This is a genomic window from Deinococcus koreensis, assembly GCF_002901445.1.
Classification (GTDB): domain Bacteria; phylum Deinococcota; class Deinococci; order Deinococcales; family Deinococcaceae; genus Deinococcus; species Deinococcus koreensis.
Genome location: NZ_PPPD01000005.1, coordinates 84,174 through 95,362, shown reverse-complemented (window position 1 = coordinate 95,362; position 11,189 = coordinate 84,174). Strand labels below are relative to the sequence as shown.

Below are 11,189 nucleotides of genomic sequence, written 5' to 3'. Positions count from 1 at the left end.
ACATCATGTAGTTGGCGGAGGCGAACGCTCGCCCTGCTCCAGCGGCACTGGGCCCACGCGCGCCTCCCACGCGCACGTAGTTCGCCTTGATCACCACCCGCGTTTGCAGGCCGCCCCTCCGCCGCGCCGCGCGCATCTGAATCCGCTGCACCTGCGCGGCACGAGGCGCCGAGGAACGAACCTCCTTGCCCCGTCCCAGGCCGTTACTCATCCTGCAGGTCTGCGTCCCTGACGCCCTTGCGCCCCAGGTTCCTGGTCGCCGCCTTGTAGGCCTGATCACGCAGACTCGACAGCTGGTGCACGTCGTAGCCGTTGTCTTCCTTGTACTTGAACAGCGTCAGCCGCGACGCAATGCTGCTCTCCAGCGCGGCGTGCACCATCACCAGCCGCAGATCACGCAGGTGACGGTCGAACAACCCCGTCAGGATGCCCTCCAATCTGGGCATCAGGAACGTGGACGCCAGTTCGGTCTCCTGTTGCCCCAGCGCGAGTACCAGCAGCTCCTCCACCATGGCGGAGCGCTTCAGCCCGTTGGCTGACGCCAACTTGTCGATCGCCTCACACACCGTCGGCTCTACCCGAGCACTCACCGAAATCCTCGCCATGCCACAAGCATACAAATCGTAGACGAAAAAACAAGGCGTAGACGATCATTTCTCGTTCTAGTATGCAGAAATGTTCCATCGTAGACGTCTCTTATCCTGCCCTAACCCCTCTGCTCCCCGGAGCACCGCTGGAGGGGAGCGTTCAGAGGGGTTCCATGCGGTCGCCTCGTCCCAGGCGCCCCACACCCACGACACCGCGCTCGCCTAGAACGGGAGGAATCCTGGCCCACGAGACCCCAGCACGGGCCCGTGCCTTCGCGCTCTGATGGAACGCCGATCTCGCACCCCGCCTTCTGCCCCGCTGCTGCTGGTGCTCGCGCTGGCTGGTCTACCGGGTGCTTGAACCAGGCCAGAGCAGAAAGGCACACGCAACCCGACCATGTGCCTCTCTGCGGGAAGCGACAGGCTTACTTGCGCTTGCCTTTGCGGTTGCCCGTGCGCCTACGAAACTGTTCGGCCAAGTCCTTCATGCTGACGCTGCCGCTGAGGATGGCGTCTTTCGTGGCGAAGGGGGACAGGTGCAGGGGAGCCGAGGTCTGCTGCTCCAGCCACGCCTGAAACTCGGCGGTGTTCTCCACGGCGTACTCCCGCTCTGAGGCCGTCTTCCTCGCCGGCCGGCTGTGTTCACCCCGTCCGACGTACTCCATGTCGAAGAGATGATTCACAGGAGCGCCGTCGAACACACCGATGCGGATGGCGTTCTTCAGGTTGATGATGAAGCGCTGGCGACGGTCGCTGGGAATGTCGGCGATGAGGTCAGACAGGAAGGCGACGGGGGCCGGTCGGGTGTCCACTGCACTGGTCATGGCGACATGGTACGCGGAATGAGGTGGGTTCCTCAAGCCGGATGAGCAGGGTTATGTCTGACACTGTCTATCAATCTCCACACAGTGTATCCAGAAGGTTTGCTGTCTGACGCAGTCTGGATTAGAGTGACTGCATGGGAAATCTTCGCATAGTCCTGTTGAGTGGTCTGTTGCTGATCTCAACGGATGGAGGTGCGGTCTTCGCCCCATCGTTCACGGTAGCGTCCCGAGTGACGGCCAATCTGCTGCCGGTTCTTGAAGCCAAAGAGGTCACCCCCGTACCCCAGGCCTCCGTCTGTGCTGCGCTGGCTTCCCGCACTGGCCCCGACGGTCGGCCCGTCATTCCAGCCGGCGCACGACTGCTGAACGCGAGCATTCCTGAGGATGAGATCACGGACGCCGTGCTGGAAGGCCTGTCGCTCTCTTTCACAGGCTCGGGCCTGAAGCTTGGCAAAGACCTGGTGCTGCTGACAGGCCAGCTCGCGTGGGTGCCGCAGGGAGATGCACAGCTCATGGTGGCCACGTTCGAGCGCGGTTCCTTCGTTGGGTTCTTCGACAGCCGCACACAGCATGTGCGGGAGCGGTTGCTGTTCGGCGTTTCAGGGACGCAGGTCTGTCTGGTTCCCGGCTGATGCTCGTGGTGAGGGCGGCCGTGGGCATGGGCCTCTCGGAAGCGGCCCAGCCTACCCCTCCCGTGGGGCCGATTCACGCGGTCTCCGGCTTCCAGCTCCGCATCATGCCGTGCACGTCCCAGACCTTCACCAACTGCGGTTCGCAATCAAGAGCGAGCCTTGTGGGGGATGACGGTGGCCGGAACGCCACGCCCAGGCGGAACGTGACGGCACAGTCATCGGCCTGTCCGTGGCGCCCTCCGGGTTGCAGGCATGCCGGTGTGTTGCTGGTCAGGTCGCGCACCTGCGCTCTGATCGCCCTGGGTGTGCCGGTCATCGTCTGGCTATGGCTCAGGCCAGAGTCGACTGTGCCGTACTTCCGGGTGGTGACAGGCGGAGGCGAGGAAGGAGGTACGGGTAGCGCGGGTGCTGGGACGCTCGCCATAACGCGGCGGCCCAGTGTGCATCACCAGCAAACCAGTGATGACTGTGGTCAGCCGAGCGGTTCTCGTTCTGACCCCGTACGTCCCGTCATTACTGAGGAGATCTGGTCAGCGTCGAGGGGACACCGACCATGATCGGCAGGCGCGCCTGCGGCCGCTTCGACTGTCAAACATTGCCCAGAGCTTGTCAGCGTCGTCCCTTTGTGTGCGGCCACCGCTGGCCGGCCGTCAGGCAGATGGATTCAGCCTCGCCGGGCCCGCCCGGTACAATGGTGCCATGTCCCCCAAAGCCGTGCGCCCCGTTCCCCTGCCCGGGGACGCCGGGATGACCGGTCACGACGAACGCAACCTCGGCCGCCTGGGGCTCATCAGCGCCCAGAAAACCGTGCCGGCCACCCTGCGCACCTGGTCGCGGGCGGTCACGCTGCCGGACGGCCGGCCCGCCTCCATCGTCTGCACTGTCTCTGAGGGCCAGACGGTGCCGCACGGCCTGGACAACGACGTGATGGTGGGCTTGATCAGCCTGTGCTTCGAGGCCGGGCTCCCCAGCGACGGCAAGTTCAGCACCAGCGCCTACCGGCTGCTCAAAGCCAGCGGCTTTCCGACCACCGTGCAGTACTACCGCATTCTGGAGACAGCCCTCAAGCGGCTGACCGATGCCAAGTACACCGTCAAGGAGGGCTGGTACCGGCAGGGCGCCCAGATGTGGAGCACCCAGATGTTCAGTCAGGTGAGCTACCTCGCCTACAACGCCAAGAGTGAGCTGGGCGGCGCGAGCGTGCTGACCGTGCGCCTGGCCGATCCGATCATGGAGAACCTGCGGGCCGGCTACATCAAGCCGCTGGACGTGGCCTTCTACACCAGCCTGAGTCAGCCGCTGGTGCGGGCGCTCTACCGCCAGTTGGACGCGCGGCGCTTCGATGAGGCCCGCAGCGACGGCCTGGCGCCGGGCTTCAGCGTGGCCCTGCGCGACTGGGCCGACAGTCTGGGCATCCTCTCGGCGCGCTCCGACAAGGTGCGCGACGCTCTCTCGGGCGCCCACAGCGAGCTGGTGGCGCGGCACTACCTCCAGGACGTGGTGTGGCGCGGCCGGGGCATGGGGGCGGCGCTGGAGTACGTCTTCGGCGAGCCGCCCCAGACCCAGCGGCCCGAGCTGGTCGAGCAGCTCCTCGCCCGGGGCGTGAAGCGGGGGATGGCCCTGCGCCTGACCAATGTCTTTCCTGACCGCATCGCCCAGGCGGCGCGGCGCTTTGACCACTACCTCAAGACCGCCCGCACCGAGGTGGGCAACCGGGGCGGGTTGATGGTGGCGATGGTCACGCGGCCGGAGGACTATGCCGGCCTGGACGCCGGGGCCGTCCCTGGGGCCTCGTCGGCGTCCCCCCGTCCGGCTGGAGCACCCGCCGTGCCGGAGCAGGATCTCGTTCAGCTGGAGGCGAAGTACGAGGGTGAGGTGGCGGAGCTGAGCGGCCAAGCCCTGCTGGACTGGGTGCTGCGGCAGCTCAGCCTGACCGGGCTGCTCAGACGCCTGGACGCTTCCGAACGCAGCCAGCTGGGCGAACGGCTCACCCAGGGCCAGCTCGACGGCCGGCAGCTCGTGCGGCGCTCCATTCAGGCGCTCAGCCAGGGCCAGCCCGCCCAGGACGCGGTGTATCAGGAAGTGCGTGACCTGTTGCGGGGGGCCTGGACGCCCTCACTGACACCCTGACTGGGTGTCGTAGTTTGCAGGGGAAAGGGCGGTAGAAACCCTCGTAGTTTGCCGGGGAAGAAGATCAAAAAGGGCGTCTGAGACGCTGAGCGTGACACGAGCAGGGCAGGCTCGTAGTTTGCGGGGGAAAGAGGGCGAAAAGGCTCGTAGTTTGCGGGGCAAAGCACGCCTGAGAGGACTCTAGACCCCGTCCTGCTCCCCGGTCAGACTCGTAGTTTGCGGGGGGAAAAGCTCGTAGTTTGTGGGGGAATGGGTGGAGGACAGGCTCGTAGTTTGTGGGGGAAAATCGGGCCAAAAGCTCGTAGTTTGTGGGTGAAATCCTCGTAGTTTGTGGGGGAAAATCGCGGAATTTACCATCCTGCACGCGAGCCAATGCCCTCCTTGATGATGATCAATCAATTCTTTTAAAGCTTTTAATTCTTAAAAGATCATCACTCAAGGCTGCACCACGGCGCCGGCCCAGGTACCATGGTGGTATCCCTTACCGGTCTCCCTTCCGCTCCTTTTCCGGAGGTCTCATGCCCCGTCTCCCGCTCATCCTGGCCCTGCTCACGCTGTCGGCGGCCCTGGCCCAGCCCGCCCCCGTGCCCACGCCGACTGACCTGGCCCGCGAGCGCGAGCTGACCCTGCGCGCGCTGAGCAGCGATTACGGGCCGGTCGCGCTCGACGCGCAGCTGCTCGTCGGTCGGCTGCCGCCTCGCCCGCTCGGGCCGTTGCCCGTCCCGCCGGGCGGCCGCCTGCTGGGCAGCGTGCTGCGGGAGAGCCGCACCCCGGACGCGCCCAGCTCGCAGAGCGTCTTCTATGACAGCCCGGCCGCGCCCGCACAGGTGCGCACGGCCCTGAGCACGGCGCTCGCTGCCCTGGGCTGGACACGCTTCCCGGGGAATCCGGGGCCCTTCGGAGGGGGCGGCTTCCAGGCGGCCGAGCCCCCGGAGTATCTGGCCTACTACCGCCTGGCGCAGCTGGTGAGTCTGAATGCGCAGGTCGGGCGGGTGGGGGCGGTGACCCGCGTGACGCTCAGCGTGACGACCGACCGGAATCTCCGTGAGCAGCTCGGATTCCGGGAGCGGATGGGCGGGGAGCCGCAGAGCAACCTGCCGGCCCTGCGGCCCCCGGCGGGCACCACCGTGCAGCCGAGCGGGACGGGCGGGGGAGGGGGGAGCTGGAGCTCGTTCGCGTCGGTGCAGTCCCCGCTCGACCTGACGGGGTTGTTGGACACCTACGGGATCCAGCTGAAGGCGGCGGGGTGGACGCTGCTGAACCGCAGCGTGACGGGCAAGACGGTGACGAGCCTGTGGAGCTTTGCGGATCGGGACAGGAACGAGCTGACCGGCGTGTTGACGGTGCGGGAGAACGCGCCGGGGCAGTACTCGGCCCAGCTCGCCAGCCTGGCCTTCCGGAATTGATCGCTGAACGTGGGGTGTTCTGGCGAGCCTGCCGCGACAGCGTGGTGCTCGTCTGCCCCTTCCGTCCCTCTCCCCGTCCACTCGCTTCAGGCCCCTGGGGAAGGGGAGACCCCGGGGGTGAGCGACGGGCCGCAGTATGGCCGATTCGTCCCCAACTCTCTGCACGCATTCCTGCACGTGCAGCCGCGCCTGGTCGTTGACCACGAGTTCAGATCGGACATCGTCAAGCACGAAGGTCTGGGCGAGGCTGAACCCCACCGTCCGACTGACCTCGTGGGATTCCTCCACGAACTCCGACCCATCCCGTTGCCCCTTCTGGCGGACGGCGTCCAGCAGGGGGGCGAGGGCCTCGGCCGTGAGGGGCGGGAAAGCCGCGTGTTCCTTCGTCTGCCTCGTTACGCGGGTTCCACCTCGACCTTTACCGCTTTCGCCCGGTCATAGAGCGCGCACAGGCCGCTGGTGGTGCCGTGGGTGTATTCGAGGAGGGCGTCGGGTTCGTTCGTCCCAGGCTTGAGCCCGAGGGCTTTCAGCTGCTCAGCGGTGGCGAGGTGGTCGGGGGAGGTCTGGTGGTACTTGGGGCGGGGGGTGGGTTTGGTGCGGGGCATGGGGGTCACCACCTCGGGGCGTGGCCAGTGTAGCGGGGTGTGGCGTGGGTGAGTGTAATTCCCAGTTATGTATACCGCTCGATATTTGGTTTACTATCAGCCCACCTTTTGCTTGTCTTCTCTGCTTTTTCCACGCCCACCCCCACCCCCTTCCATCCCCCTTCACCCCCGCTCTGGCCCCGGCCTGGGCTGGTGGCTTCCGGCTTTGGAGTCCCTGGCTCTTTCCTGTGTTCTCTGCTGGTCTTGGGCGTTGGCTAGAGCGTGTGGCTGGTGGGGTTCAGATGGCTTGGCAGGCGGATGGTGAGGGGAAGAGAGTTGGAGTGGTGGACAGCATGGATGCGGGGAGCAATAGACCCGCCCTGTACAGGGGATTCATGACCACCCTGTGGGGGGCTGTCGATCAGTGGACACTGTCCACAGTGCCTTACGGCATGCTGCGGCATGCGCCTCTACTTGCTGGTCAATCTGACCGCCTCGCTGGCGTTGCTGTGTTTGCTGGTGGCCCTCGTGGTGGGAATTGTCGGTGCCTGGCGTCATCACCTGCGACTGCGCCGGGTCTGTATAAGTCTTGTGATGGTGGGGGTCTTGTTGCTGTTGGCTTCGTTGGTGTTGACTCTGATGATTCCGTAAGGGGCGAACTCTTTCCCCTCCGCCACGGTCTCGACCGTGCTCCCTTTCCCCGTATGTCGCTGTGGCTCGGGCCGTTGGTTTCTCGTTTTTTCCCCGGCTTGTGTTGACGCTTTCTGTCACCATGATTTTAGGCAAGGGCTGAAGTGAAGGAAAACTGGGCAGGGGAAAATGTCATGTTCCCTTGCAGATATCGGCAGATATATCTGGAGTGTAGAGTGACTGCCTCGTTCTCCAGTACCGTGATCCCACCATGTTTTCCCGCTTGCTGCTCCTGTTCTTACCCTTTGCCCTGGCCCTGGCTCCGGCGTCTGCTGGCGGGGGGGAGGGGAGACCCGTCGCCCGGCTGGGAAGTCTGCCGGTTGCGATGAAGTTGATGGCAAGCACGACCCCTCCGATCGTCTTCACCACCACGCTCCGGAACCTCGCCCTGTCCCCCACCGAACTGCGCCTCGCCCAGCCCCTGGAACCCGACGTCGTGGTCTTCAACGCTCGGGGCCTGCCGATCTGGAACTGCTTTCACGGTCAGTCCATCCGCACCATCGACGCGCCGTACGCCCTCCGGCCATCAGAGGTCAAGCGCTTCTCCTGCACCTGGTCAGGCTTTGCCAACGATGGCCGGCGGCTGCCCCCCGGCCTCTACCGCGCCCAGGCCTGGCTGCACACCGCCGACCCCAGCGCGCTCGGGATGTACAGGAGCGAACTGGTCGACGTGGTGAAGCGGTGACGACCCGCCCACTGGATGCGGGTGGCGTCCAAACCCTGTCCGCCCCCACAGCTCCTGGGTGGAGCCTCTCCATCAGCACCCTGATGGGGCTCACCCTGCTCATGGGCTGTACCCGCGCGAGCACGACCTTCACCCGCGCCCTGGAGGTCGGAGGCCACCACCTCACCCTGGTGGGCCGGGACATCTACAGCGGTCGCTTCACGAATAGCCGAATCGCCCGGCAGGAGAACGAACTGCGCTGCACCTCCTCGAATCAACGCCTTCTGCATCAGCCGTTCTGGCCGGGGCCAAGTTGGAACAGCTTACAGGTGGGTCAGGCCGCCGCCGGGCTCCGGATCAGCGGCCCCCAGCAGACCATCAGGGTTCGCCTGATTCAATTCAGCCGCTGCTGACCCGGCGCCCAGGTGCGCGCCCTGAACGGGCGCCGTTCCGGAGCGGCGGGGGCACCATTGCCCAGGCTCCTGACATCGGGTCAGCCCGCCACCCGGTTGCGGCCGGCCCGCTTGGCCTCGTAGAGCCGCTCGTCGGCCGCCGCCACCAGCTTCTCGTGGTTCGGGACGTCACCGCGGGCGCTCAGCCCCAACGACAGGGTGACCCGAAGGTGCGGGTGAAGGGTGCTCCAGTCGAAGTCCTGCACCTGCTGGCAGAGCCGTTCGCACAGGGCCAGCCCCTGCTCACGCGTGGAGTCAGGCAACACCAGCAGAAACTCCTCACCGCCGTAGCGGGCCACTGTTCCATGGGGGCCACATCCGTCGCGCAGCAGCCCCGCGACCTGCCGGAGCACCTGGTCGCCCACCGGGTGGGAGCAGGTGTCGTTGATGCGCTTGAAATTGTCGATGTCCGCCATCACCACTGTCAGGGGGCGGCCTGCGCGCTGCTGGGCCCTGAACACCTCCTGCAACACCACCTCGATGTGACGCCGGTTGTACACCCCGGTCAGGGCGTCCTCACGAAGCTGCCGCTCGAGTGCCAGCGACTGGGCCTCGAGGGCCGCCACCAGGGCCGACTTCTCCTGATTGGCCCGTTCCAGCTGGGCATTGGCCTGGGCGAGTTCCACCGTCCGCAGGCGGTAGAGTTCAGCCTCGGCCTTCACGCGCTCGACTTCGTACTGGATCATCAGCGCGTTCGAGCGCTGCTGGACTTCCTGATCGAGCAACGAGCGTTCGAGTCGGTGCGCGCGCTCCAGGTGGTCGAGGGCCGCCTCCAGTTCGCCGCGCCGCCGCTCCAGGGTGGCCATGCGGCGGTGGTACTCGACCAGCAGGGCGCTCAGTCCACTGTCCTCGGCGCGCTGCCGGGCCTGCTCGAGCAGCCTTCCGGCCTCGTCCAGCTGCCCCAGCGCCAGCTGGTTGAGGCTGGCCTCCAGTTCGACCCAGATCTCACTCTCTGGAACCTGGAGTCCGCTGACCCCCTTCAGTGCCTGCTGATGCAGTTCGGCCGCCCGGTCGTGCTCGCCCAGGGCATCCGCGATCTTGCCCAGTTTGGAGAGGGTCTCGAGTTCCCGGCGCCGGAAGCCGATCTGTCGGGCCACAGTCACGGTCAGCTCGCCGGAGTGCTGCGCCTGGGCAACCTCCCCCAGCATCAGGTGACACTCGGTCAGGTTCTGTGCGGCGTTGCATACTCCAGCGGCGTTGGCCAGGCGCTGCTGCCGCTCCAGAGCCTGCTGGAGATAGGGCAATGCGGCGCGGTACTGCCGGGTCTCCACGTGAATGACGCCCAGGTTGGCGTAGGCGTTGGCCTCGCCCACCGGATCGCTCAGCGTCCGCGACAGCTCCAGCGCCCGCAGACAGGACTCCGCGGCCCGGTCGTAGTTGTAGAGCGAACTGTAGACGCCGGCCAGAAAGTTGGCGCAGTCGCGCTCCAGGGTCAGGTCGCCCAGCTCGCGGGCGAGCGTCAGGGCGTGGCCCAGGTGATCGAGGGCGGCGCGCAGGTCGCCGGTGAAGAACGCGGCGGTGCCCAGATTCCGCTGGGCGTAGCCGATCCCGGCCCGGTCTTGCAGCGCCTCGGCCAGAGACAGGGCCTCTGTGCCCAGCCGCTGGGTCTGACCCGGATCGCGGTGGCGCTCCGCCCAGCCCCGCTCGATCAGCTCCATGACGCTCGGGTTCATGCGGATACGCCTCCCCAGCAGAGCCGCGGCCCCGGACTCAGGGCGAAAGCGGGCAGGCGACCGGGCATGGGGGCACAGTGTATCAACCGGTTCACGGCGCGCCGGCGCACATGTGGCACACCGGCCGCCCACTCTGCCCTCGTCCAGGCGGGTTCCCCGAATCGCCGCCGTATCCGGCCCGAACCAGACTCGTGGCCCGTTACTTGGCCGCCAACGCGAGGAAGGCGTCGGCATTCACGGTGCCCGTACCCAGGTCGGCGGAGAGGTTCGGACTCGCGCTGTTCATGATCAACCCAGGAAGGCCACTGGCCGCCTTCGTCGTGGCCGACAGCCCCAGGGCGGCGACCCCCGCAAGGATGGGGGTGGCGAAGGACGTGCCGGTCGCCAGCACGGTGCGGGCCTCCGGGAAGGCGGTGCGGATCTGCTCGCCCGGAGCCGAGATCTCCACGGCGCCGAAGGCGGAAAAGGCCGACCGGGTCTTGAGGGTGGTCACGCTCGCGACGCTCATCTCGGCATTGAACGAACTGGCGGTGGCGGCGGGGTGGGTGACGTTGGCGTCCCCGCTGTTGCCCACCGAAGCCATCACCAGCGCCTCGGCCTTGCCGGCTGTGGCGACGGCGGCCGTCAGCGCCTTGGAGGCGGCCGCGCTGCCCAGCGAGAGGTTGATGACCCTGGCCCCGGCCCCGGCGGCGTAGTCGATGGCCTGAATCACGCTGGCGAGGTCGCCCGAACCGTCCGGGCCGAGCACCCGCAGCGGCAGGATGGTGGCGTTCGGAGCGATCTGGGTGATGATGCCGGCGACTGCCGTGCCGTGACCGTATCCGGCCGAGGCACCCGTGGCGCTGCCGTTGACTTCCGCCGGGGAAGTGTCGCCGTCCACGTAATCCCGGGCGCGGCTGAGGTTCAGGCGGCCCGCGAAAGCCGGGTGATTCACGTCGATGCCCGTATCGATCACCGCGACCGTGACGCCCCGGCCCAGACTGGGCGCCCGGGTCTGACCGCCCGACAGCTGGATGACGCTCCAGACCGCCTGATTGTCTGGGAAGGAGTTCGCCTGACCGGCCCCTGTGCCTGTCCAGACCGTGAAGCCTCCCGACCAGGCGGTCGCGCCGCCCGACCAGGCTGTGATGCCCTGCGCGTTGGCCTCGCCGAGCTTGAGGCGCATGTTGGCTTCCTCGGAAAGCACCGCCGCCGAGGTCTTGTAGGTGTTCACGGCCAGGGTGGCGTACAGCTCCTCCGGGTGGAAGGTCAGCAACTGGCTGCCCGGATAGGCGGCCGCGAGGCTGGCCTGGGTGTCGGCCGCGCCGATCTTGACCCGGATGATCTTGGCATACCCCGAGGTGGTCGCCTGGGCCTGCAGGTTCAGCCGGGCCCCGGCGAGCGGCGAGACGGCGGGCGTGCCCGAGCAGGCCGCCAGCAGCAGGCTGGAAAGCAGCGCCGGGGCAGCCAGCACCCGCCCCCAGTGCCGACCGGGCTGCACCGTTCCGGCAGATGGAGGGGAAGATGTGAGGCTACGCATGGGAGTGGTCTCGGGCATCGTGCGTGCA

12 protein-coding genes are annotated in these 11,189 nt (G+C 66.8%); 6 read left to right on the top strand and 6 right to left on the bottom strand.

The features are described from left to right. From CVO96_RS21335 to CVO96_RS20420, 3 genes are all read right to left on the bottom strand, one after another. Window positions 1–211, bottom strand: a 211-nt coding sequence (locus CVO96_RS21335; RefSeq protein WP_207795398.1) for a hypothetical protein, incomplete at its 3' end; no start/stop codon positions are given. Next, the gene (locus tag CVO96_RS20425) at window positions 204–605 is read right to left on the bottom strand and encodes a hypothetical protein (RefSeq protein ID WP_133161907.1); all 402 of its coding nucleotides are present in this window, start codon (window positions 603–605) and stop codon (window positions 204–206) included. The genes CVO96_RS20425 and CVO96_RS21335, both read right to left, overlap by 8 nt. A 407-nt stretch (window positions 606–1,012) precedes the next feature. After that, a complete protein-coding gene (locus CVO96_RS20420) occupies window positions 1,013–1,411 on the bottom strand; it encodes a hypothetical protein (RefSeq protein WP_103314317.1) in 399 nt (132 codons plus the stop codon). 230 nt (window positions 1,412–1,641) lie between these two features. On the opposite strand from CVO96_RS20420, the gene CVO96_RS20910 reads away from it, so the two are divergent. The 3 genes from CVO96_RS20910 (at window position 1,642) to CVO96_RS20405 (ending at window position 5,579) form a co-directional block, all read left to right on the top strand. Further along, window positions 1,642–2,043, top strand: a complete 402-nt coding sequence (locus tag CVO96_RS20910) for a hypothetical protein (RefSeq protein WP_133161906.1) — start codon at window positions 1,642–1,644, stop codon at window positions 2,041–2,043. A gap of 699 nt (window positions 2,044–2,742) precedes the next feature. Then, complete coding sequence (locus CVO96_RS20410) at window positions 2,743–4,173, top strand: replication initiator protein A (RefSeq protein ID WP_165795480.1); 1,431 nt, start codon at window positions 2,743–2,745, stop codon at window positions 4,171–4,173. 518 nt (window positions 4,174–4,691) lie between these two features. Continuing rightward, window positions 4,692–5,579: a hypothetical protein gene (locus CVO96_RS20405; RefSeq protein ID WP_103314314.1), complete on the top strand. Its 888-nt coding sequence runs from the start codon at window positions 4,692–4,694 to the stop codon at window positions 5,577–5,579. Window positions 5,580–5,974: 395 nt separating this feature from the next. Here CVO96_RS20405 and CVO96_RS20400 read toward each other — a convergent pair whose 3' ends face one another. Then, window positions 5,975–6,184, bottom strand: coding sequence for a hypothetical protein (locus tag CVO96_RS20400; RefSeq protein WP_103314313.1), 210 nt, complete (start codon window positions 6,182–6,184; stop codon window positions 5,975–5,977). Between the two features lie 441 nt (window positions 6,185–6,625). Here CVO96_RS20400 and CVO96_RS20395 point away from each other — a divergent pair, with 441 nt between their 5' ends. The 3 genes from CVO96_RS20395 (at window position 6,626) to CVO96_RS20385 (ending at window position 7,930) form a co-directional block, all read left to right on the top strand. Further along, a complete protein-coding gene (locus tag CVO96_RS20395; protein WP_103314312.1) occupies window positions 6,626–6,814 on the top strand; it encodes a hypothetical protein in 189 nt (62 codons plus the stop codon). 373 nt (window positions 6,815–7,187) lie between these two features. After that, window positions 7,188–7,538: a hypothetical protein gene (locus tag CVO96_RS20390; protein ID WP_103314311.1), complete on the top strand. Its 351-nt coding sequence runs from the start codon at window positions 7,188–7,190 to the stop codon at window positions 7,536–7,538. A gap of 83 nt (window positions 7,539–7,621) precedes the next feature. Beyond that, complete coding sequence (locus CVO96_RS20385) at window positions 7,622–7,930, top strand: hypothetical protein (RefSeq protein ID WP_133161904.1); 309 nt, start codon at window positions 7,622–7,624, stop codon at window positions 7,928–7,930. An 80-nt stretch (window positions 7,931–8,010) separates the two neighbouring features. On the opposite strand, the gene CVO96_RS20380 is transcribed toward CVO96_RS20385, so the two are convergent. Together CVO96_RS20380 and CVO96_RS20375 are read right to left on the bottom strand one after the other, a co-directional pair. Then, the gene (locus CVO96_RS20380) at window positions 8,011–9,642 is read right to left on the bottom strand and encodes a GGDEF domain-containing protein (RefSeq protein ID WP_165795479.1); all 1,632 of its coding nucleotides are present in this window, start codon (window positions 9,640–9,642) and stop codon (window positions 8,011–8,013) included. Window positions 9,643–9,841: 199 nt separating this feature from the next. Beyond that, complete coding sequence (locus CVO96_RS20375) at window positions 9,842–11,179, bottom strand: S8 family serine peptidase (RefSeq protein WP_103314308.1); 1,338 nt, start codon at window positions 11,177–11,179, stop codon at window positions 9,842–9,844. Window positions 11,180–11,189: the final 10 nt, after the last annotated feature.

What these genes read in the sequence shown, in the direction of transcription:
- CVO96_RS20390 (WP_103314311.1), top strand. Translation starts at nt 7,188, where the DNA reads ATGGCAAGCACGACCCCTCCGATCGTCTTCACCACCACGCTCCGGAAC.
- CVO96_RS20385 (WP_133161904.1), top strand. Translation starts at nt 7,622, where the DNA reads ATGGGGCTCACCCTGCTCATGGGCTGTACCCGCGCGAGCACGACCTTC.
- CVO96_RS20375 (WP_103314308.1), bottom strand. Translation starts at nt 11,179, where the DNA reads ATGCCCGAGACCACTCCCATGCGTAGCCTCACATCTTCCCCTCCATCT.
- CVO96_RS20420 (WP_103314317.1), bottom strand. Translation starts at nt 1,411, where the DNA reads ATGACCAGTGCAGTGGACACCCGACCGGCCCCCGTCGCCTTCCTGTCT.
- CVO96_RS20425 (WP_133161907.1), bottom strand. Translation starts at nt 605, where the DNA reads ATGGCGAGGATTTCGGTGAGTGCTCGGGTAGAGCCGACGGTGTGTGAG.
- CVO96_RS20405 (WP_103314314.1), top strand. Translation starts at nt 4,692, where the DNA reads ATGCCCCGTCTCCCGCTCATCCTGGCCCTGCTCACGCTGTCGGCGGCC.
- CVO96_RS20400 (WP_103314313.1), bottom strand. Translation starts at nt 6,184, where the DNA reads ATGCCCCGCACCAAACCCACCCCCCGCCCCAAGTACCACCAGACCTCC.
- CVO96_RS20410 (WP_165795480.1), top strand. Translation starts at nt 2,743, where the DNA reads ATGTCCCCCAAAGCCGTGCGCCCCGTTCCCCTGCCCGGGGACGCCGGG.
- CVO96_RS20395 (WP_103314312.1), top strand. Translation starts at nt 6,626, where the DNA reads ATGCGCCTCTACTTGCTGGTCAATCTGACCGCCTCGCTGGCGTTGCTG.
- CVO96_RS20380 (WP_165795479.1), bottom strand. Translation starts at nt 9,642, where the DNA reads ATGAACCCGAGCGTCATGGAGCTGATCGAGCGGGGCTGGGCGGAGCGC.